Genomic DNA, 20202 nt, shown 5'->3' with positions numbered 1-20202 from the left:
TAGGCGGATGGTACCTCCAATGGGAGGTACCATCTGCTAACCTTACAGATCCATCAGCAACCGACGAGGATCTTCCAGTGCTTCTTTGACGCGCACGAGGAAGGTGACGGCGCCTTTGCCGTCGACGATGCGGTGGTCATAGGAGAGTGCCAGATACATCATCGGGCGGATCTCAACCTTGCCGTTGATCGCCATCGGGCGGTCCTGGATCTTGTGCATGCCCAGGATGCCGGATTGCGGCGGGTTCAGGATGGGCGAAGACATCAGCGAGCCATAGACGCCGCCGTTGGAGATGGTGAAGGTACCGCCCTGCATCTCTGCCATCGACAGCTTGCCGTCACGGGCGCGGGCGCCCTTCTCAGCGATCGCCTTCTCGATGTCCGCGAACGACATTGCATCGGCGTCGCGGATGACCGGAACGACCAGACCCGTGGGCGTGCCAGCGGCGATGCCCATGTGGACGAAGTTCTTGTAGACGATGTCGGTGCCGTCGATCTCGGCGTTGACCTCAGGGACCTCGTTCAGGGCGTGGCAGCAGGCCTTGGTGAAGAACGACATGAAGCCCAGTTTCACGCCGTGTTTCTTCAGGAACAGATCCTTGTACTCGTTGCGCAGGGCCATCACCTCGGTCATATCGACCTCGTTGTAGGTGGTGAGCATGGCAGCGGTGTTCTGACTGTCCTTCAGACGCTTGGCGATGGTCTGGCGCAGGCGTGTCATTTTCACGCGCTCTTCACGGGCGGCGTCGTCCGCAGCAACCGGCGCGCGCACAGGTGCCGCCGCTGCTGGGGTCGAGGTGCTGGCAGGCGCAGCTGCGGCAGCGGCCACGGCACGGGCAACGTCGTCTTTCATGATGCGGCCATCGCGGCCGCTGCCTTGCACCTGATCGGCGGACAGGCCGGCCTCTGCCATTGCCTTCTCGGCGGAAGGTGCATTTGCGATATCCTTGGCGGGGCCGCCCTGGCCAGCGGGGGGCGTGGTATATTGCGCCCCACCTGCGGTTTCCCCTTTGGTGGGCGTAGGCGTTACGGCGCCTGCTTCGCCACCTGAGATCACACCCAGTTTGGCAGTCGCGTCGACGGTGCTGCCTTCTTCAGCGGTGATCTCGGTCAGGATACCGGCAGTCGGGGCTGGAACTTCGACTGAAACCTTATCCGTTTCCAGCTCGCAGAGCATTTCGTCCTGCGCGACGCTGTCGCCGACCTTCTTGAACCAGGTGGAAACGGTGGCTTCACTCACAGATTCGCCCAGGGTGGGAACCATCACATCGGTGGCTGCGCCTGCATCACCTTCTGTTGTTTCCTTCGTGGCGGCTGGTGCGGAAGCTGCAGGGGCGGCCGCTGCGGCAGAGCCGCCTTCTGCGATTGTCGCAAGCAGCGCATCGACGCCGACGGTTTCGCCCTCGGCGGCGACGATCTCACCCAGGGTGCCGGCGGCAGGAGCCGGGACCTCAACGGTGACTTTGTCTGTTTCCAGCTCGCAGAGCATTTCATCTGCGGCGACCGCGTCACCCGGCTTCTTGAACCAGGTGGCGACGGTGGCTTCGGTCACGGATTCGCCCAGGGTGGGCACGCGAACTTCGGTGGTCATGGGGTGTTATCCTTCGATGCTCAGCGCTTCGTTCACGAGCGCAGCTTGTTGGGCTTTGTGTTCGCTGGCCAGGCCCGTTGCGGGCGAAGCCGAGGTGGCGCGACCGACATAGGTCGGGCGGCTGTGCTTGGCGCCGATGCGCGTCAGCACCCATTCGATATTCGGTTCGATGAAGCTCCAGGCGCCCTGATTTTTGGGTTCCTCCTGGCACCAGACCATCTCAGCACCTTTGAAGCGCTCTAGCTCCTTCACAAGGGAGATGGCAGGGAACGGATAATATTGTTCGATCCGCATCAGGTAGACATCGTCGAGCCCACGGACGTCGCGTTCTTCGAGGAGGTCGTAGTAGACTTTGCCTGAGCAGAGTACGACGCGCTTAATCTTGTCATCGGCGACAAGTTTGGTGTCAGAATTGCCGTGCTGCGCATCATCCCACAGAACCCGGTGGAAGGACGATCCGGTGGTGAACTCTTCTGTCTTGGACACCGCCAATTTGTGACGCAGCAGCGATTTCGGCGTGACCAGAATCAGCGGCTTGCGGAAGGTGCGGTGCAGTTGGCGGCGGAGAATGTGGAAATAGTTAGCAGGCGTCGTACAGTTGGCCACGATCCAGTTGTCCTGACCACACATCTGCAGGAAGCGTTCAAGGCGGGCGGAGGAGTGCTCCGGCCCCTGGCCCTCAAATCCGTGCGGTAGCAGGCAGACCAGGCCGGACATCCGCAACCATTTGCTTTCGCCAGAGGAGATGAACTGGTCGAACATGATCTGGGCACCGTTGGCGAAGTCGCCGAACTGCGCTTCCCAGAGCGTCAGTGCATTGGGTTCGGCAAGTGAATAGCCATACTCGAAGCCGAGCACAGCATATTCGCTGAGGGCCGAGTCGATCACCTCATAGTGGGACTGCCCGCTGCGGATATTGTTGAGCGGATAGTAACGTTCCTCGGTGTTCTGATTGACGATGCCGGAATGACGCTGCGAGAATGTACCACGGGTGGCATCCTGCCCGGACAGGCGCACCGGATAACCTTCGGTCAGAAGAGAACCAAAGGCCAGCGCCTCACCGGTTGCCCAGTCAATCCCCTCGCCACTGTCCACCATCTTGGCGCGCGCGTCCAGGAAACGACCAATGGTCTTGTGGACGGGGAAACCGTCGGGCACTCGGCTGAGAGCCGTGCCCACGTCCTTGAACGTCTCGGGCGACACAGAGGTCTGGCCGCGCTGATAATCGGTGTCCTTCTTGTCGAGGTGCGACCAGCGGCCATCCAGCCAGTCAGCCTTGTTCGGCTTGAAGTTCTTGCCGGCTTCGAATTCCTCATTCAATCGGGCTTGGAACGAGGCTTTCATATCCTCAATCTCACCCTCGGGAATCAAGCCATCCTTGACCAGACGCTCAGTATAAAGCGACAGGGTTGTTTTGTGGCCTTTAATTTTCTTGTACATCAGCGGGTTGGTAAACATGGGCTCGTCGCCCTCGTTATGGCCAAACCGGCGGTAGCAGAAGATATCGAGAACGACATCCTTGTGGAACTTCTGGCGGAATTCAGTGGCGACCTTGGCCGCGTGGACCACAGCCTCCGGATCGTCGCCGTTCACGTGGAAGATCGGCGCTTCGACCACCAGCGCGTTGTCGGTGGGGTAGGGCGAGGAGCGCGAGAAATGCGGTGCGGTGGTGAAACCGATTTGGTTGTTCACCACGATATGCATCGTGCCGCCGGCCTTGTGGCCGCGCAGGCCGGAGAGTGCAAAACACTCAGCCACAACACCCTGACCGGCAAAGGCTGCATCACCGTGCAGCAGGATCGGCAGCACCTTGCTGCGCTCGCTGTCCTTGAGCTGATCCTGTTTGGCGCGGACCTTGCCCAGCACCACCGGGTTCACCGCCTCGAGGTGGGAGGGGTTCGCGGTCAGCGACAAGTGAACGGAGTTGCCGTCAAATTCGCGATCCGAGGACGCGCCAAGGTGATATTTCACATCGCCTGACCCATCGACATCTTCAGGCTTAAAGCTGCCGCCCTGGAATTCGTTGAAAATGGCCTTGTAGGGCTTCTGCATCACATTGGCGAGCACCGACAGGCGACCGCGGTGCGGCATGCCGATGACGATATCGCGGATCCCCAGCGCGCCACCGCGCTTGATGATCTGCTCCATTGCCGGAATGAGGCTCTCGCCACCGTCCAGACCAAAGCGCTTTGTGCCCATGTATTTGACGTGCAGGAACTTCTCGAAACCCTCTGCCTCAACCATTTTGTTGAGGATTGCCTTGCGCCCTTCACGGGTGAAGCGGATTTCCTTGTCGTAGCCTTCAATCCGCTCCTTCAGCCAGCTGGCCTGTTCGGGATCGGAGATATGCATGTACTGTAGCGCAAAGGTGCCACAGTAGGTCCGCTTCACGATGCTGACGATCTGACGCATCGAGGCGACCTGAAGCCCCAGAACATTGTCGATGAAGATCGGGCGGTCCATGTCCGCTTCGGTGAAGCCATAGGTGCGCGGATCCAGCTCGGGGTGCTGGGCTTCCTCGCGCATACCGAGGGGGTCGAGATTGGCGGCCAGATGGCCACGGATCCGGTAGGCCCGGATCAGCATCAGCGCCCGGATCGAATCCAGTACAGCGCGCTGCACTTGGTCATCGGTGACTTCGACGCCCTTGGCGGCAGCCTGTTCCTTGATCTTCTTACCAGCACCCTTGGTTTCGGCTGGAGCGGGCCACTCGCCTGTCAGCGCGCCTGTTAGATCATCATTGGGGGCAGGAGGCCAGTCGCCGCGCGCCCAGGAGGGGCCGGCGGCCTCCGCCTTCACATCAAGTTCTGCGTCACCCATTTGCCGGAAGAACTCAGCCCAGGCGGCATCCACCGCATTGGGGTCATTGGCGTATTGGGCATAGAGCTGCTCAAGATACTCCGCATTGTGCCCCTGCATGAAAGAGGAGGCGTGGAAGAGGTCGTTGGGCGATTGGTCGGTCATTTGGGTGCCTCGTGCGGGTTGGGACCGTATTTGTTAGGGCCAGTTTGGGAGGGCAGGAAAAGTAAGCCCAGCGTTGTGGAGAAAGAAGCAAGGGTCAGGAAGAGAGCAACCAAAGCTGCGATGGACGCGACGATTGTTATGGCAGTCCCAAAGTAAAGCGCGGAGAATATTCCTACAAAACCGCCGATTACCGTTCCAGAGACGCAAAGCCAGACCAAAACCGCCAGTACTCCAAGAGCAAGGAACGGCTTTAGCGGCTCCAACATAAGGAGGCCGCTTTCCCCTACATCATGCAATCGTCGTACTCCGGCCGACGTTACGGGAAAGTAAAAGAACAAGACGGTGAGTAGCGTTGCTTGCAGAGCAATGTCTGAGGGCAGCACGTGATGGCAGGCGAAAATTACCAGGCTCATTGTGCACATGCTGGCGACTACAAAGCTGAAATAGTCTGCGCGCGCAGTACGATTTGCGAAATCAAAAGATCTCGTCAGTTCGGTATATGCTGCGCGCGCCAATCGCATTACTTGCCGATCGCTTTCAGAACCGCCTCGCCCAGTGTGGCGGGGCTGTCGGCGACGACGATACCAGCGGATTTCATCGCCTCGATCTTGTCTTCGGCACCACCTTTGCCGCCTGCGACAATCGCGCCAGCGTGACCCATGCGACGGCCCGGAGGGGCAGTGCGGCCTGCGATAAAGCCAGCGATGGGCTTCCAGCGGCCTTTTTTCTTCTGCTCGGCGATGAATTCTGCGGCTTCTTCTTCAGCGGAGCCACCGATTTCACCGATCATGATGATCGACTGGGTTTCATCATCGTTCAGGAACATGTCCAGCACGTCGATGTGCTCGGTGCCCTTGATCGGGTCGCCGCCGATGCCGACAGCGGTGGACTGGCCCAGACCGATGTCTGCGGTTTGCTTCACCGCCTCATAGGTCAGGGTGCCCGAGCGGGAGACAACGCCAACCGAGCCACGTTTGTGGATGTGGCCAGGCATAATGCCTATCTTGCAGGCATCAGGCGTGATCACGCCGGGGCAGTTCGGGCCGATCAGACGCGATTTGCTGTCTTCCAGCGCGCGCTTCACTTTCATCATGTCCAGAACCGGGATGCCCTCGGTGATGCAGACAATCAGCTCCATCTCGGCGTCGATGGCCTCAAGGATGGAGTCAGCCGCGAAGGGGGGCGGCACGTAGATCACAGAGGCATTCGCCTCGGTCACATGCTTGGCTTCGTGCACGGAGTTGAAGACCGGCAGGTTCAGGTGGGTCTGGCCACCTTTGCCGGGGGTCACGCCGCCGACCATCTTGGTGCCATAGGCGATGGCCTGTTCGGAGTGGAAGGTGCCCTGCGAGCCGGTGAAGCCCTGACAGATGACTTTGGTGTTTTCGTCGATGAGGACTGCCATTTAGGAGTCTCCTTGATTAGTTCGTCTCATTCGGCGTCTTCGCCGCAGACTGGATCCAAAGATTTGCGCAGACAAAAAACGATGCAGCGCAAAATGCGATGACAAAAGCGTAGGCGCCAAATAGCAGTGCTGCCGCCCCAATGCCGGAAGGACCGTCAATGGTTCCTGACTCAAAACCTTGTTGAATCGGATAGATGGTGGTTCTGGAAACCCAGTACCCCGCGAACCCTACGATTGGTACAAAAAGGAAAAGCGCGCTGCGATGGGCAAACCGAACCAATGGTACAAGTGCAAGCCCAACCAAACCGGCGGCCAAAGCGGCAGCCAAACCGGCAAGAATGATCGCAATTGCGTATGTCGCCCACAGCAGCATAAGCGGCTTTATCCTTTCACCGCTTTCACGATTTTCTCGGCGCCGTCGGACAGGTTGTCGGCTGCGATGACATCAAGACCGGAGGTGTTGATGATGTCTTTGCCGGCTTCCACGTTGGTGCCTTCGAGGCGGACAACCAGCGGTACCTTCAGGCCGACCTCTTTCACCGCGGCGACCACGCCCTCGGCGATGACGTCGCAGCGCATGATGCCGCCGAAGATGTTGACCAGGATGCCTTTGACGTTCGGGTCAGAGGTGATGATCTTGAACGCCTCGGTCACTTTCTCCTTGGTGGCGCCGCCGCCCACATCGAGGAAGTTTGCAGGCTCCGCACCATAAAGTTTGATGATGTCCATGGTGGCCATCGCCAGACCCGCGCCGTTCACCATGCAGCCGATCTCACCGTCCAGAGCGATGTAGTTCAGATCGTATTTGGAGGCTTCCAGCTCCTTGGGGTCTTCCTCGGTGGTGTCGCGCAGTTCGGAAATGTCAGCGTGGCGGTAGACCGCGTTGCCGTCGAAGCCGACCTTGGCGTCCAGCACCTTCAGGTCGCCACTGTCGGAGACGATCAGCGGGTTGATTTCCAGCATCTCCATGTCTTTTTCGACAAATGCCTTGTAGAGTTGGCCCATCAGCTTGACGCATTGCTTGACCTGTGCGCCTTCAAGACCGAGCGAGAAGGCGATGCGGCGGCCGTGGAACGCCTGATAGCCAGTCGCCGGATCAACGGAGAAGGACAGGATTTTCTCGGGGGTGGCTTCGGCGACTTCCTCGATGTCCATGCCGCCCTCGGTGGAGCAGACGAAGGAGATGCGCGAGGTTTGACGATCCACCAGCAGCGCGAGGTAGAGTTCGGTCTGAATGCCGGAGCCTGCCTCGATGTAAATGCGGTTCACCTGCTTACCGGCCGGGCCGGTCTGATGGGTCACAAGGGTGCGGCCCAGCATTTTCTTGGCTTCGTCAGCCGCTTCTTCAACCGATTTGGTCAGACGCACGCCGCCTTTTTCGCCCGCGTCAGCCTCCTTGAAGGAGCCTTTGCCGCGACCACCAGCGTGGATCTGAGCTTTGACCACCCAGAGCGGGCCGTCCAGCTCACCTGCTGCGGTTTTGGCATCTTCTGCCTTGAGCACCACACGCCCGTCCGAAACCGGCGCGCCGTAGCTGCGGAGGAGGGCCTTGGCCTGATATTCGTGGATGTTCATCTGAAACTGTCCCGTCTGGCTGCAATTATCTTGATCTAATACGCCGTCATAGCGCCAATGTTTAAAGGGTTTTCTTACAGCTGGTAAAGAAATCCCGAAGATTTATTGATTTTGTGATCACGCATTTCCGACGTGTGATCACAAATTTACAAGAGGTGAACGAAGTTGATTCGATAAGAGCGGTTTTGATCAACTCCGACACTACGTTACACTGATGCGGCATCTATCTGGTTAAGGCGAAACTGATTGAGGTGCGGCGGTGCCGCTTGGTCCGGAGCCATATGATAGGCTGGAAATTAGTGGAATGCCGACTGCAAAGGAGATCTGGAGCACCGATATGACTGCAGACATCAAAACACGGCATGTGATCCTGTCCGGGTGTTCCGGCGGGGGGAAATCAACGCTGCTGACGGAGCTGTCGGGGCGGGGATTTGAGACCGTGCCGGAGCCGGGTCTCCGGATCGTCGCGCAAGAGATGGATAGTGCGGGGGGCGCCCTTCCTTGGGTCAATATGGAGGCTTTCGCCCGGTGCGCCCTACAGCTGGCCCGCGCGGACCGCCAACGAGTGGCAACCGCGAAGGATTGGGTATTCTTTGATCGTGGGTTGGTGGATGCGGCTCTCGCCCTGGAGCATGTATGCGGGCTCTCGGTTGCGACCACTCTGGATCCTGCTGAGCGCTATTATGACGTGGTCTTTCTCACGCCACCCTGGCCCGAAATCTATCGACAGACAGCAGCGCGGCGGCACAGCTACGCGCAGGCGCTAGAGGAATACACACGGCTGCGATCAGGGTATCAGACGCTTGGCTATGATATCGTTATTTTGCCGAAGACCGACGTCGTGGCTCGGGCGGACTTCATTGTGGGGCGTCTCGGCGGTACGTGAGCAAGCGCGCAGCGGTGCTAAAGATGCGTCCTTAAGAAACTGCAAAGGAAAAGGCCCGCCAATTGGACGGGCCTTCAGGGAATTCACAGTGTCTTGGCCAGATCTTAGGCCAGCGAGCCGTCGATACCTTTGCAGGCTTCAACCAGACCTTTGACCGCGTTGACAGAATTGTCGAACATGGTCTGCTCATCCGAGGTCATTTTGATGTCGATCACACGCTCAATGCCGCCTGCGCCGATCACCGTCGGCACGCCTACATACATGCCTTTGAGGCCCAGAGCGCCGTCAACATAGGCCGCGCAGGGCAGGACGCGTTTCTGATCCTTGAGGTAGGCTTCGGCCATCTCAATCGCGGAGGTCGCAGGTGCGTAGAAGGCGGAGCCGGTTTTCAGCAGGCCGACGATCTCAGCGCCACCATCGCGGGTACGCTGGACAATCGCGTCCAGTTTCTCCTGGCTGGTCCAGCCCATCTTGACCAGATCAGGCAACGGGATACCGGCAACGGTGGAATAGCGTGTCAGCGGCACCATAGTGTCGCCGTGGCCACCCAGAACAAATGCGGTGACGTCTTTCATGGAAACGTTGAATTCTTCTGCCAGGAAGTGGCGGAAGCGGGCGCTGTCCAGCACACCAGCCATGCCGCAGACTTTCTCGTGGGGCAGGCCGGAGAATTCACGCAGAGCCCAGACCATCGCGTCCAGAGGGTTGGTGATGCAGATCACAAACGCGTCTGGGGCGTGATCGCGGATGCCTTCGCCTACGGATTTCATGACCTTGAGGTTGATGCCCAGAAGGTCATCGCGGCTCATGCCGGGTTTGCGCGGCACACCGGCGGTCACGATACAGACGTCTGCACCAGCGATATCCTCGTAGGATTGGGTACCCTTCAGCTTGGCGTCAAAGCCTTCGGAAGGACCGGATTCAGCGATGTCGAGCGCCTTGCCTTCGGGGGTGCCTTCGGCAATGTCGAACAGGACGACGTCGCCGAGTTCTTTCAGTGCTGCGAGGTGGGCAAGTGTGCCACCGATCTGACCTGCGCCAATCAGGGCGATTTTGGGTCGAGCCATTGGGATTTATCTCCGGTCCGGTTGTGATTGCCGGGAGGACTAAGCCGTTCCGTGGCGTGGCGCAAGATCCCTGCACCGCGAAGGCCGATGTGCCGCAGACTGTTCAAATCGGACAGATGTGTTTAAAAAACCGACATATGAGGCACTTAGAGGGGTTTCGCAGATGCCTGAGATTACAGTGATGTTTTTTCTGGTAGCGGTATTGGCAATTACGTTTGCTGGTGTTTCTAAGGCCGGTTTTGGATCGGGCGCAGCTTTTGCGTCGTCTTCGATTCTCGCTCTGATTGTGGAGCCCGGCGTGGCGCTTGCTTTTATGTTGCCTCTGTTGATGTTGATCGATGTTGCCTCGCTGCGGCCTTATTGGGGGCGCTGGCGGCTGCGGGAGTCGCTTTTGTTGATCCTCGGCGGCTTGCCTGGCGTGGCATTGGGGGCAGCATTTTACAAATCTGTCGACGCCGATGCGATGCGGATATTGATTGGTGTGATCTCGGTCGCTTTTGTGGCCTGGCAGCTGTCCGGGCGACTCAGGGCACGATTGGCTAAGCCGCGCGAAAAGGCGGATGTGACCGGGATTGTAGCCGGCGTGGTTGCTGGGTTTACAAGTTTCGTGAGCCACGCAGGTGGACCGCCGGCGGCTGTTTATCTGCTTGGACGCAATATGAGCAAAACAGAATACCAAGCCTCGACCGTGTTGGTGTTCGGTATCCTGAATGCGGCAAAGTTCGTCCCCTATGCGATGCTGGGAATGGTGACGCCCGCGTCACTGACACTGGATCTGATGCTGGCGCCCTTCGCCTTGCTGGGGGCCTGGATCGGGGTCCGCTTACATCATCGGGTATCTGAGCCTATGTTTTTTGGCCTGACCTATGTGCTGTTGGTCACCACCGGGACAAAGCTGATCTGGGACGGATTGACCTGAGCGGGGGCGGATCTTGCGTTGCTGGCAGAGGGCCATTTTTACATGGCCCCTCCGCCGACTGGTCAGATCGGATGTCTCACGCCTAAGGCTCATCTTGCGATGAAGCCCGCTCAGGCGTCACTGTCGACAACTGGTAGGGCCTCCGCCAGAAATTTATAAGACTGGCCCGAGGCCACAAGGCAGGTCACGCCGCCGGGGGTGGTTATCGTGATGGTCCAGCTGCCGGTATCCGCCGAGGCGAATGTTTCCATCACCACGCCGCGCTGTCCGATGCCGATGCTTTGCCGACTTTCGCCGTAGCGTTCGGCAAGGCGCTTCACCACCTGATCGCGGGGCGCGCAGTTGTTGCTTGTCTGTGCGACAGCGGGCAGTGCCATCAGGGCGAGTGCTGCCAAAGCGGCGCTTTTGAGGACTGCAAGTTCAAACGTCTTCTTCAACATGGGTTTTACCCTTTCCGGAAGATCCGGCGGCGGGCTGGCCCTTCGGGTCGTGTGATCAGACCCGGACAGGGTGTACGCCGTACCGGTATCGCGTCATCGTCTGCACGGGCTGCTGTGCCCGCTCCCGGATGTGTGATGCCGTTTTGGTTCGATCCTCATCCGGTGCAAACAAAGTGGCGAAAAGAAGCTGACATCCTCTTAACGGCCCGTTCTCGGGGGGCGGAGCCAGTAATAATAACTATTTATCTGGGCTTTATTGCGATCACAGACCTGCGTACTCGCTGTGTTAACGTGACTTATTCTGCGGTGCGGCATCATTTCACTTGAAAGCTAACTTTCAATTATATAGCCGTTTGCGCAACAAAATGACTCAGGAGATTACTCATGGATCCGCGCACACGCCCCTATCGGTCGGTTCTGTATATCCCGGGGTCCAAGCCTCGCGCGCTGGACAAGGCCCGCAATCTGCCGGTGGATGCGATTATCTTTGACCTTGAGGACGCGGTCTCGGCGGATGAGAAAGCAAACGCCCGCCAAACGCTGGAAGAGGCGCTGCGCGAAGGTGGCTATGGGGCGCGGGTGAAGATTGTTCGGATCAATGGATTGGATACCGAATGGGGGCGCGCTGATGCTGCGGCGGCGGGCAAGATGGACTGTGATGCGATCCTGTTGCCCAAAGTCTCCTCCCCAGCTGATCTGGACGCTCTGGCAACCATCACAGGGAATAAACCGCTGTGGGCGATGATGGAAACACCGCGCGGCATGTTGAATGCCGCGGCCATCGCTGCGCATCCGCTCTTGCAAGGCATGGTGATGGGGACCAATGATCTGGCGAAGGAGCTGCAAGTGCGCTTTCGCCCGGATCGGTTGCCGCTGATGGCCGGGCTAGGGCAGTGCCTGCTGGCGGCCAAGGCGGAAGGGGTGGTCATTGTCGACGGGGTCTACAACGCCTTTAAGGATGCCGAAGGGTTGGAAGCCGAGTGTAATCAGGGCCGCGATATGGGGTTTGATGGCAAGACATTGATCCACCCGGCGCAGGTAGATGTGGCAAATGTCGCCTTCGCCCCTTCCGAGGACGAGATTGACCTCGCACGACGTCAGATCGCGGCGTTTGATGCCGCAGAGGCAGAGGGGCAGGGTGTGGCCGTTGTGGATGGCAAGATTGTCGAGAATCTGCACGTGGCTACCGCCCGTGAAATTCTTGCAAAAGCGGATGCAATCGCAGCGGTTTCAGCCTAGGCGTTGGGTCAGTCAAAATTCTATGGGAGACTGACATGGCATTGTTGCTTCTAGGCATCCTGATTTGGTGGGGAGCCCATTTTTTTAAACGTTTGGCGCCTGATGCACGCGCTGCTCTTGGCGATCGTGGCAAAGGGTTGATAGCGCTTATTTTGCTGGCCAGTGTGGTTTTGATGGTTGTCGGATATCGTAGTGCTGAGTCCTTTGATCTTGCGCTGCCGCCGCCATTCTTCACGCACATCAACAACACATTGGTGTTGCTGGCGCTTTATTTCACCAGCCCTGGTCCCAGCAAGGGCGCGCTGTTTTACAAACTCCGCCACCCCATGTTGCTGGGCGTTGCGATGTGGGCGGTCGCACATCTGCTGGTAAACTGGGATCCTGCGTCCTTTGTGCTCTTTGGGAGCATGCTGATTTGGGCGCTGGCGGAAATGGTTGTGATCAATCGCGCTGAGCCGGTCTGGACAGCAAACCCGAAGGGCAGCCTTGCCAAGGACGGGATGTTCTTTGTCGCGTCGATCGTCCTATTGGGTGTGATCGGCTATGTTCACGGGCTGATCGGCCCCTCGCCGTTTCCGGGGTAATCAATGATGAAACTCTATCGATTTCTGTCTGAGGACGACACGTCAGCCTTCTGCCACAAGGTGACCGATGCGCTGAACAAAGGGTGGGAGCTCTACGGGAGTCCGACCCAGACTTTCGACCCCGTGAAGGGGATCATGCGCTGCGGTCAATCCGTGGTGAAGGAGGTGCCTGGCACCTACACGCCTGAGACCAAACTGGGAGAACACTAATGGCCAAGACCAATCCGGGCCGCTTTTTCGAGGATTATGCCGTTGGCGATGTGCTGTACCATGCGGTTCCGCGCACTGTCTCGGGGGGGGAGCGCGCATTATACCATGCGCTGTACCCGGCACGGCATGCGCTCTACTCCTCGGATGAATTTGCGCGAGGATGTGGTCTGGCGGGCGCGCCGCTTGAGGATCTGGCGGCGTTCCACATGGTCTTTGGAAAGACCGTTCCGGATGTCTCGTTGAATGCGGTGGCAAACCTTGGCTATGCCGAAGGGCGCTGGCATCTGCCGGTTTACGCTGGTGATACTCTGCGCGCTGAGAGCGAAGTGATTGGGGTCAAACAGAATTCTAACGGGAAATCCGGTGTGGTCTATGTTCGCACACGCGGCCTCAATCAGCGGGATGACTGCGTGCTGGACTATGTGCGCTGGGTTATGGTGCGCAAAGGCAATCTGGAAGCGCCCGCGCCCGAGACCTGTATTCCCGAACTCACCAGGGTGATCCCGGCTGAGGATCTGGTCATTCCCGAAGGGCTGGATTTCTCCAGCTATGATTTCACGCTCGCGGGGGAGCCGCACCGCTGGGGCGACTATGCGGTGGGGGAACAGATTGATCACATCGACGGTGTCACGGTCGAAGAGGCCGAGCATATGCTCGCAACCCGGCTCTGGCAGAACACGGCCAAGGTTCACTTTGACACCACGGCTCGGCCGGATGGATCACGGCTGATCTACGGCGGGCATGTGATCTCCATGGCGCGGGCGCTGTCCTTCAACGGCTTGGCCAATGCGCAAATAATTGTCGGGCTGAATGGCGGTGCGCATGCCAACCCGTGTACCGCCGGTATGACGATCCGTGCTTGGTCCGAAGTGTTGGATAAGGTTGAGACAAGTGCGCCCGGTGTCGGCGCCATTCGGTTGCGTCTGGTTGCGACCAGCGGTGGGGCACCTTTCCAACTGAAGGGGGAGGACGGCAAATATCACCCGGAGGTTCTGCTGGATCTCGACTACTGGGCGTTGATGCCGCTCTAACGCAGAGGCAGAGAGGTTGCGCCATGCAACTGACGCCACAGACGGCGATCTATGTCACCCATCCTCAGGTCATTGTGGACACGCAGGTACAGGTGACCGAGTGGCAGCTATCCGTATTGGGGGCAGAACGCGTTGACCAACTGGCGAAACGTGTTGCTGCTCTGTCGTCGACTTGTCCTGTTGCAGTGGTTTGCAGTGGAGAGCGAAAAGCAATTGAGACGGCCAAGCCACTTGCCAATGCGCTGGGCGTGGATCTTGAGCAGCGCCATCACACGCATGAGAACGACCGCAGCAGTACCGGGTTTTTACCGCCCGACGCGTTTGAGCGGCAAGCGGATGCGTTTTTTGCCAACCCGGCGCGATCAGTCCGCGGTTGGGAGACGGCACAGAATGCACAGGCCCGCATTCTACGCGAGATGGTCGCCGCAGAGGCAGATCACGAGGGGTGTGCGTTAATCATCTGTGGTCATGGCGCTGTTGGTACACTGCTATATTGCGCGCTGGCCGGGCAGAAAATTGATCGACGGTGGGATCAACCTCCCGGTGGCGGCAACTGGTTTGCATATGACCGTCGCAGCCATAGTCCGCTGTCCCACTGGGCACCGATAGAGACATTATTTGTGGACCAAAACCAATCACGAGAAAAACAATAGGGCCGCGGTTCGGTTTTAGTTAAGCTAGCCCTATGCGGATTTTTCGACTGTTGGTTTTTATGCTTGTCATCCAGGTGCCAATACCGGCGCGCGCCTGTGATCTGGCATTGGTACTAGCGGTGGATGTCTCTGGCAGCGTCGATGTTGAAGAATACCGCACACAGATGGAAGGTCTGGCCGCCGCGTTACAGGATGGGGTCGTGGCGGAGGCCTTGGTGCGGGCGCAGGCGCGGGTAGCATTGATGCAGTGGTCTGGCAGTGGTCGCCAGGAGATCACGCTCAGCTGGCGACGTGCTGCGGACTTCCAAGCCTTGGACCAGCTGGCGGCTGATATCGCGGCGGCGCCGCGTCCCTGGCGAAACTATGCAACTGGCATAGGAGAGGCGCTACAGCTGGCCATCAAGCAGTTTCAAACCGTGCCCGGATGCCGCCGCCGCGTGATTGATGTTTCTGGCGACGGGCCGTCCAATGAGGGGGTGGAGCCAACCGCCATCCGAGACGCGCTCAGCGCCGCTGGCGTCACGGTGAATGCCTTGGCCATTGAGGAGAGCGAGCCGGATCTGACGGCCTATTTCTTTGAGCAGGTCATTCATGGAGCGGGCGCCTTTGTGCAGACGGCAGCAGGGTTTGAGGACTATCCGGAAGCGATCCGTAAAAAGCTGTTACGTGAAGTGGCGCAGCAGAACGCGGGATTGAGCAGCTTTCTCCCGACGATCCCATAAATTCGCGAACACCATGTGATTCTGTAAGGATTCTCGTATATCCTATTTTGTGATCACTTACCGGAAGCGTGTGATCACATATTGTTGTTTTCGCGGCATTCCTAAAAATAACTGCGCATTTTTACCGCTCGTTTGCGTGACAGGACGTAAAAAACCGCTAAAACGTCGTCAGCTAACCGGAAAGGAGCCAACATGGCCGATGTAAATCGGGGCAACCGCCCGCTTTCGCCACATTTGCAGGTTTATCGCCCGCAGATCACTTCGATCACCTCGATCCTGACGCGGATTACGGGCAATGCCCTTATCGTGAGCGCGTTACTGATCGCCTGGTGGTTCCTGGCGGCGGCAACCTCTGAAGACTACTTCCGCACCGCCAATACTGTAATGACCAGCTGGTTCGGCGACATCGTGATGAGCCTGTCGGTGCTGGGCCTTTGGTACCATACGCTGGCTGGCGTGCGTCACCTGATCTGGGACAACGGCAAAATGTTGGATCTGGAGCCTGCGCAGAAACTGGGTTGGTTCGTCATTATCGGGTCGGTTGTGCTGACCGCCCTCACCCTTGTTCTCGTCTGATCTGAAGGAGCAATCGCAATGCGTTATTTGACAGATCGCAAGCGTGCCGTGGGCATGGGTGCTGCGAAATCCGGTACGGCACATCATTGGTCAATGCAGGTCAGCTCTATCGGGCTGCTTATCCTGGTGCCTTTGTTCGTGTTCACTTTTGGCTCGGCGCTGGGCGGATCTTATGAAGAGATCACCGCCTACTACGCTCGCCCGTTTCCTGCACTTGTCGCTCTGCTGACCATCTGGGTCGGCATGATGCACTTTAAATCCGGTGCGCAGATCATGATCGAGGACTATGTGCATGGCTTTGCCGGTCGTCTGACGATCATTCTGGTCACCTGCCTGTCTTATGCCGTGGCCGCGGTCAGCGCCTATGCGCTGATCCGCCTGGCGCTGTAAATCCCGAGGTTTTCAATGGCTGCTTACGAATACGAAACACATGATTATGACGTGGTCGTGGTTGGCGCCGGTGGTGCCGGCCTGCGCGCCACCCTCGGCATGGCAGAGCAGGGGCTGCGCACGGCTTGCGTGACGAAGGTCTTCCCGACCCGCTCGCATACCGTGGCGGCCCAGGGCGGCATTGCGGCGTCCTTGTCCAACATGGGTCCTGACCACTGGCAGTGGCATATGTATGACACGGTCAAAGGGTCTGACTGGCTCGGCGATACTGACGCGATGGAGTACCTCGCGCGTGAAGCGCCCAAGGCGGTTTACGAGCTCGAGCATTACGGTGTGCCATTCTCGCGGACCGAGGAAGGCAAGATCTACCAGCGTCCCTTCGGTGGGCATACCACCGAGTTCGGCGAAGGCCCTGCAGTGCAGCGTACCTGTGCCGCTGCTGACCGGACCGGCCACGCGATCCTGCATACGCTCTATGGTCAGTCGCTGAAGAACAATGCTGAGTTCTATGTCGAGTATTTTGCTATCGACCTGATCATGTCCGAGGATGGGCAGTGTCAGGGTGTTGTTTGCTGGAAGCTGGACGATGGCACCATGCATGTCTTCAACGCGAAGATGGTGGTGCTGGCAACTGGCGGTTACGGCCGTGCCTATTTCTCCGCAACTTCTGCGCATACCTGTACTGGCGACGGCGGTGGCATGGTGGCGCGGGCAGGCCTTGCGCTGCAGGATATGGAATTCGTGCAATTCCACCCCACAGGGATCTATGGCTCCGGCTGTCTGATCACCGAGGGCGCGCGGGGCGAAGGCGGGTATTTGACCAATTCCGAAGGCGAACGGTTCATGGAGCGCTATGCGCCCCAGTACAAGGATCTGGCGCCGCGTGACTATGTTTCGCGTTCGATGACCATGGAGATCCGCGAAGGCCGCGGTGTGGGTGAACATGGTGATCACATTCACCTCAACCTCAGCCATCTGCCAGCCGAAGCGCTGGCCGAACGCTTGCCGGGGATTTCCGAAAGCGCGAAGATCTTTGCCGGCGTGGATGTGACCAAGGAACCGATTCCGGTTCTGCCAACGGTTCACTACAACATGGGCGGTATACCGACCAACTACTGGGGTGAGGTGCTGAACCCGACAGCCGAGGATCCGACCGCTGTGGTGCCGGGCCTGATGGCCGTGGGCGAGGCGGGCTGTGCCTCAGTTCACGGGGCCAACCGATTGGGGTCCAACTCGCTCATCGACCTTGTGGTCTTTGGCCGAGCTGCGGCAATCCGTGCGGGCAAGGTGGTGGATGCTGATGCGCCGAACCCGGTTCTCAATCAGGCGCAGGTGGACAAAGCCTTCGACCGGTTTGACGGTCTGCGCTATGCCAAGGGCGGCATTCCAACCGCGGATCTGCGTCTGGAAATGCAGCGCACCATGCAGAGCGATGCGGCCGTGTTCCGCACATCGGAGACCATGGCGGAAGGTGTGACCAAGATGACCGCCATCGCAGCAAAGATCGACGATCTGGCTGTGACGGACCGGTCGCTGGTCTGGAACTCTGACCTGATGGAAACGCTTGAGCTGACCAACCTGATGCCAAACGCCCTGGCGACAATTGTCGGGGCCGAGGCACGTCAGGAAAGCCGTGGTGCCCATGCGCATGAGGATTTCACCAGCCGGGACGATGAGAAATGGCGTGTCCATACCGTGAGCCGCGTCGATGGCAACAAGGTGGATCTGACTTACCGTCCGGTGATTGTTGATCCTCTCACCACTGAGGCCGAAGGCGGCATCAGCGAGGCGAAAATCGCCCCCAAGGCACGGACGTTCTAAGACCGTGATGCGCGCAGTTCCCGCATATCACATGACACTCAGCGCCCCCTCGCGGGAGCTGAGTGTACATGGTTGGGGGCTGCTATGATGGCAATTGAGCAAGACGTTTCAATACCGTCTCCGGCCGCTGCTGCAGAACAACCCGGCGGTTGGCCGGGTCTTGGCTGGCAGCCTGACGTCGCACTTCGCCTGTTCGGGATGCGTCGGTCCGGCAATCATGCGATTGCCAATTGGTTGCAACGCAACGCGCCGAGGCAGCAGGCTCTGTTCTTCAACAACTGCAAACCGGCCCGACTGCCGCTGTCGCATCATCAAGGGATAGAGCGTAATACCGTGGGCCTGTCGCGATCAGAGGCGCGTGATCTGCATGCGCTTGGGGCGTCAATGGCCTCCGGTGGTCTGCTGTTGATTTCTTACGAAGACACTGTTCCGTCGGATTACAGTCTGGATCGTCCTGTCTCGGGCGATCTGGATGAGAGGCTGTTTAGCGGGGATATCCTGCTACTGCGTGGTTTCCTGAATTGGTCGGCCTCTTTGTTGAAAAAGCTGCAGAGTAATCCCGCTTTTTCGCTGGTTCAGCGTAACGCCGTGGTGCTGCGGGCAATAGACAGCTATCGGCGCATGCTGGAGCTGGCCTCACATGCGGATGAGCTTGCACTGGTGGTGGTTGACTACGACCGTTGGATGCGCAGTGCCAACTATCGGACGGATCTGCTGGACCGTTTGGGCCTGCCTGTTGCGGACAATACGCTCGGCAAGATGCAAACCTACGGCGGTGGGTCGTCCTTCGACAAGGATCAGGGCGACGCCGATTTTGATCTGAAGACGGATCAACGCTGCCGACAGATGGCGGGAGATGCAGAATATCAGGCGATTTTGCACCTCGCGGCTCGTGATGACGCACTGCTGGCAGCTTTGGTGCGGCATTACCCCGATGATGCGGCTCGGCTTTCGCGGCTGGCGGAACACACCCCTTTTACGGCAGGGGGGCTGTTCTGATGCGGCCCCGTGCCCATGACTTTGCGGCTGGCATAGCCGCGACACCCAAAGAGCTGCGATCCGGCCTGTCCGGGCCGCAGACACCGATCTCCTGCCTCCGCAGCGCCTCGCGCCTGCGGTCGGTGGGCAGCTAAGCAAGGAGAACGATCTATGGTCGAATTCGCACTTCCGAAAAATTCCAAGATCACCACGGGTAAAACCTGGCCCAAGCCCGAAGGCGCAACCAATGTGCGCAAATTCAGCATTTATCGCTGGAACCCGGACGACGGCAAGAACCCGCAGGTGGATACCTATTTTGTCGACATGGACAAATGCGGTCCGATGGTTCTGGACGCGCTCATCAAGATCAAGAATGAGATCGATCCGACCCTGACATTCCGCCGCTCTTGTCGCGAAGGGATCTGCGGCTCTTGCGCGATGAACATCGACGGTATCAACACGCTAGCCTGTATTTACGGGCTGGATGAAATCAAGGGTGACGTGAAGGTCTATCCGCTGCCGCATATGCCGGTGGTAAAGGATCTGATCCCCGATTTGACGCACTTCTATGCTCAGCATGCCTCAATCATGCCGTGGCTGGAAACCAAGACCAACCGCCCTGCAAAAGAGTGGAAACAGTCTATTGAGGATCGCAAGAAACTCGACGGTCTTTATGAATGTGTGATGTGTGCCTCCTGTTCGACGTCCTGCCCCAGCTATTGGTGGAACGGTGATCGCTATCTTGGGCCGGCCGCGCTGCTGCATGCGTACCGTTGGATCATCGACAGCAGGGATGAGGCGACACCGGAACGTCTGGATGAGCTGGAAGACCCCTTTAAGCTCTACCGTTGCCACACGATCATGAACTGCGCAAAAACCTGCCCCAAGGGTCTGAACCCGGCCAAGGCGATTTCGCACATCAAGCAGATGATGGTGGAACGCGCGGTCTGATCTGACTCAGAGTACGTATTCTCAAACGCCGCTCAGGACCCCTGGGCGGCGTTTTTCTTTGTATCGTCAGACACTGTCTTTTCAAAGATCCCTTGGGTATGGGGTTGCGCTGCACGCATGGCGATCTTGTTGAAACGGAGGGTGTGTTAGCACGCTCACAGGCATAAATTCCTGAGCAGGGGAGAGGCATTCTCTTGAGCA

The 20202-nt window shown here is 58.6% G+C and carries 21 protein-coding genes; 13 read left to right on the top strand and 8 right to left on the bottom strand.

What is annotated here, in order from left to right:
• Nucleotides 1–42 precede the first annotated feature (42 nt).
• The 6 genes from odhB to sucC are packed head-to-tail and all read right to left on the bottom strand — an operon-like array spanning nt 43 to nt 7534.
• Complete coding sequence (odhB, locus tag GAL_RS15375; RefSeq protein ID WP_024098485.1) at nt 43–1590, bottom strand: 2-oxoglutarate dehydrogenase complex dihydrolipoyllysine-residue succinyltransferase; 1548 nt, start codon at nt 1588–1590, stop codon at nt 43–45.
• A gap of 6 nt (nt 1591–1596) precedes the next feature.
• The gene (locus tag GAL_RS15370; protein ID WP_024098484.1) at nt 1597–4554 is read right to left on the bottom strand and encodes a 2-oxoglutarate dehydrogenase E1 component; all 2958 of its coding nucleotides are present in this window, start codon (nt 4552–4554) and stop codon (nt 1597–1599) included.
• The gene (locus tag GAL_RS15365; RefSeq protein WP_024098483.1) at nt 4551–5075 is read right to left on the bottom strand and encodes a DUF805 domain-containing protein; all 525 of its coding nucleotides are present in this window, start codon (nt 5073–5075) and stop codon (nt 4551–4553) included. The genes GAL_RS15370 and GAL_RS15365 overlap by 4 nt, the downstream gene beginning before the upstream one ends.
• Nucleotides 5075–5959, bottom strand: coding sequence for a succinate--CoA ligase subunit alpha (gene sucD / locus GAL_RS15360; RefSeq protein WP_014873464.1), 885 nt, complete (start codon nt 5957–5959; stop codon nt 5075–5077). The genes GAL_RS15365 and sucD overlap by 1 nt, the downstream gene beginning before the upstream one ends.
• Nucleotides 5960–5975: 16 nt before the next feature.
• Nucleotides 5976–6332, bottom strand: coding sequence for a hypothetical protein (locus GAL_RS15355; RefSeq protein WP_024098482.1), 357 nt, complete (start codon nt 6330–6332; stop codon nt 5976–5978).
• An 8-nt stretch (nt 6333–6340) separates the two neighbouring features.
• Entirely contained in the window at nt 6341–7534 is a 1194-nt protein-coding gene (sucC, locus tag GAL_RS15350) for an ADP-forming succinate--CoA ligase subunit beta (protein ID WP_024098481.1), read from the bottom strand.
• Between the two features lie 337 nt (nt 7535–7871).
• On the opposite strand from sucC, the gene GAL_RS15345 reads away from it, so the two are divergent.
• Nucleotides 7872–8420, top strand: a complete 549-nt coding sequence (locus GAL_RS15345) for an AAA family ATPase (RefSeq protein WP_024098480.1) — start codon at nt 7872–7874, stop codon at nt 8418–8420.
• 104 nt (nt 8421–8524) lie between these two features.
• On the opposite strand, the gene mdh is transcribed toward GAL_RS15345, so the two are convergent.
• Nucleotides 8525–9487 (bottom strand): malate dehydrogenase, encoded by a 963-nt coding sequence (mdh, locus tag GAL_RS15340; protein WP_014873467.1) that lies wholly within the window; start codon nt 9485–9487, stop codon nt 8525–8527.
• 163 nt (nt 9488–9650) lie between these two features.
• Between mdh and GAL_RS15335 the strand changes: the two genes are divergently transcribed.
• Nucleotides 9651–10406 carry a sulfite exporter TauE/SafE family protein gene (locus GAL_RS15335; RefSeq protein WP_024098479.1) on the top strand — a complete coding sequence of 252 codons (756 nt, stop codon included), beginning with the start codon at nt 9651–9653 and terminating at the stop codon, nt 10404–10406.
• A 110-nt stretch (nt 10407–10516) separates the two neighbouring features.
• Here GAL_RS15335 and GAL_RS15330 read toward each other — a convergent pair whose 3' ends face one another.
• Nucleotides 10517–10846 carry a hypothetical protein gene (locus tag GAL_RS15330; protein ID WP_024098478.1) on the bottom strand — a complete coding sequence of 110 codons (330 nt, stop codon included), beginning with the start codon at nt 10844–10846 and terminating at the stop codon, nt 10517–10519.
• 384 nt (nt 10847–11230) lie between these two features.
• On the opposite strand from GAL_RS15330, the gene GAL_RS15325 reads away from it, so the two are divergent.
• The 11 genes from GAL_RS15325 (at nt 11231) to GAL_RS15275 (ending at nt 20001) form a co-directional block, all read left to right on the top strand.
• Entirely contained in the window at nt 11231–12085 is an 855-nt protein-coding gene (locus GAL_RS15325; protein WP_024098477.1) for an HpcH/HpaI aldolase/citrate lyase family protein, read from the top strand.
• A 35-nt stretch (nt 12086–12120) separates the two neighbouring features.
• Nucleotides 12121–12669 (top strand): NnrU family protein, encoded by a 549-nt coding sequence (locus GAL_RS15320; protein ID WP_024098476.1) that lies wholly within the window; start codon nt 12121–12123, stop codon nt 12667–12669.
• A gap of 6 nt (nt 12670–12675) precedes the next feature.
• On the top strand, nt 12676–12879 hold the full coding sequence (locus GAL_RS15315) for a DUF1737 domain-containing protein (protein WP_040104187.1): 204 nt from the start codon (nt 12676–12678) through the stop codon (nt 12877–12879).
• Entirely contained in the window at nt 12879–13910 is a 1032-nt protein-coding gene (locus GAL_RS15310; RefSeq protein ID WP_024098474.1) for a MaoC family dehydratase, read from the top strand. Before GAL_RS15315 ends, GAL_RS15310 begins: the two co-directional genes overlap by 1 nt.
• Nucleotides 13911–13933: 23 nt before the next feature.
• Complete coding sequence (locus GAL_RS15305; RefSeq protein WP_024098473.1) at nt 13934–14563, top strand: histidine phosphatase family protein; 630 nt, start codon at nt 13934–13936, stop codon at nt 14561–14563.
• A gap of 32 nt (nt 14564–14595) precedes the next feature.
• On the top strand, nt 14596–15285 hold the full coding sequence (locus GAL_RS15300) for a DUF1194 domain-containing protein (RefSeq protein ID WP_024098472.1): 690 nt from the start codon (nt 14596–14598) through the stop codon (nt 15283–15285).
• A 192-nt stretch (nt 15286–15477) separates the two neighbouring features.
• Complete coding sequence (gene sdhC, locus GAL_RS15295) at nt 15478–15861, top strand: succinate dehydrogenase, cytochrome b556 subunit (protein WP_024098471.1); 384 nt, start codon at nt 15478–15480, stop codon at nt 15859–15861.
• Nucleotides 15862–15879: 18 nt separating this feature from the next.
• Entirely contained in the window at nt 15880–16251 is a 372-nt protein-coding gene (gene sdhD, locus GAL_RS15290; RefSeq protein ID WP_014873477.1) for a succinate dehydrogenase, hydrophobic membrane anchor protein, read from the top strand.
• Between the two features lie 15 nt (nt 16252–16266).
• The gene (sdhA, locus tag GAL_RS15285) at nt 16267–18072 is read left to right on the top strand and encodes a succinate dehydrogenase flavoprotein subunit (protein ID WP_024098470.1); all 1806 of its coding nucleotides are present in this window, start codon (nt 16267–16269) and stop codon (nt 18070–18072) included.
• 84 nt (nt 18073–18156) lie between these two features.
• The gene (locus GAL_RS15280) at nt 18157–19071 is read left to right on the top strand and encodes a hypothetical protein (RefSeq protein ID WP_024098469.1); all 915 of its coding nucleotides are present in this window, start codon (nt 18157–18159) and stop codon (nt 19069–19071) included.
• Between the two features lie 150 nt (nt 19072–19221).
• Entirely contained in the window at nt 19222–20001 is a 780-nt protein-coding gene (locus GAL_RS15275) for a succinate dehydrogenase iron-sulfur subunit (protein WP_014873480.1), read from the top strand.
• The last annotated feature ends 201 nt before the right edge of the window (nt 20002–20202 follow it).

It is taken from the genome of Phaeobacter gallaeciensis DSM 26640 (assembly GCF_000511385.1).
GTDB lineage: Bacteria > Pseudomonadota > Alphaproteobacteria > Rhodobacterales > Rhodobacteraceae > Phaeobacter > Phaeobacter gallaeciensis.
Note: the sequence above shows the minus strand (reverse complement) of the source record. Positions and strands in the feature narration are given on the sequence as shown.

What these genes read in the sequence shown, in the direction of transcription:
- odhB (WP_024098485.1), bottom strand. Translation starts at nt 1,590, where the DNA reads ATGACCACCGAAGTTCGCGTGCCCACCCTGGGCGAATCCGTGACCGAA.
- GAL_RS15280 (WP_024098469.1), top strand. Translation starts at nt 18,157, where the DNA reads ATGATGGCAATTGAGCAAGACGTTTCAATACCGTCTCCGGCCGCTGCT.
- GAL_RS15325 (WP_024098477.1), top strand. Translation starts at nt 11,231, where the DNA reads ATGGATCCGCGCACACGCCCCTATCGGTCGGTTCTGTATATCCCGGGG.
- GAL_RS15370 (WP_024098484.1), bottom strand. Translation starts at nt 4,554, where the DNA reads ATGACCGACCAATCGCCCAACGACCTCTTCCACGCCTCCTCTTTCATG.
- GAL_RS15300 (WP_024098472.1), top strand. Translation starts at nt 14,596, where the DNA reads ATGCGGATTTTTCGACTGTTGGTTTTTATGCTTGTCATCCAGGTGCCA.
- GAL_RS15320 (WP_024098476.1), top strand. Translation starts at nt 12,121, where the DNA reads ATGGCATTGTTGCTTCTAGGCATCCTGATTTGGTGGGGAGCCCATTTT.
- GAL_RS15330 (WP_024098478.1), bottom strand. Translation starts at nt 10,846, where the DNA reads ATGTTGAAGAAGACGTTTGAACTTGCAGTCCTCAAAAGCGCCGCTTTG.
- GAL_RS15305 (WP_024098473.1), top strand. Translation starts at nt 13,934, where the DNA reads ATGCAACTGACGCCACAGACGGCGATCTATGTCACCCATCCTCAGGTC.
- sdhA (WP_024098470.1), top strand. Translation starts at nt 16,267, where the DNA reads ATGGCTGCTTACGAATACGAAACACATGATTATGACGTGGTCGTGGTT.
- GAL_RS15275 (WP_014873480.1), top strand. Translation starts at nt 19,222, where the DNA reads ATGGTCGAATTCGCACTTCCGAAAAATTCCAAGATCACCACGGGTAAA.
- GAL_RS15315 (WP_040104187.1), top strand. Translation starts at nt 12,676, where the DNA reads ATGAAACTCTATCGATTTCTGTCTGAGGACGACACGTCAGCCTTCTGC.
- sucC (WP_024098481.1), bottom strand. Translation starts at nt 7,534, where the DNA reads ATGAACATCCACGAATATCAGGCCAAGGCCCTCCTCCGCAGCTACGGC.
- GAL_RS15355 (WP_024098482.1), bottom strand. Translation starts at nt 6,332, where the DNA reads ATGCTGCTGTGGGCGACATACGCAATTGCGATCATTCTTGCCGGTTTG.
- GAL_RS15335 (WP_024098479.1), top strand. Translation starts at nt 9,651, where the DNA reads ATGCCTGAGATTACAGTGATGTTTTTTCTGGTAGCGGTATTGGCAATT.
- sucD (WP_014873464.1), bottom strand. Translation starts at nt 5,959, where the DNA reads ATGGCAGTCCTCATCGACGAAAACACCAAAGTCATCTGTCAGGGCTTC.
- sdhC (WP_024098471.1), top strand. Translation starts at nt 15,478, where the DNA reads ATGGCCGATGTAAATCGGGGCAACCGCCCGCTTTCGCCACATTTGCAG.
- sdhD (WP_014873477.1), top strand. Translation starts at nt 15,880, where the DNA reads ATGCGTTATTTGACAGATCGCAAGCGTGCCGTGGGCATGGGTGCTGCG.
- GAL_RS15310 (WP_024098474.1), top strand. Translation starts at nt 12,879, where the DNA reads ATGGCCAAGACCAATCCGGGCCGCTTTTTCGAGGATTATGCCGTTGGC.
- GAL_RS15365 (WP_024098483.1), bottom strand. Translation starts at nt 5,075, where the DNA reads ATGCGATTGGCGCGCGCAGCATATACCGAACTGACGAGATCTTTTGAT.
- mdh (WP_014873467.1), bottom strand. Translation starts at nt 9,487, where the DNA reads ATGGCTCGACCCAAAATCGCCCTGATTGGCGCAGGTCAGATCGGTGGC.
- GAL_RS15345 (WP_024098480.1), top strand. Translation starts at nt 7,872, where the DNA reads ATGACTGCAGACATCAAAACACGGCATGTGATCCTGTCCGGGTGTTCC.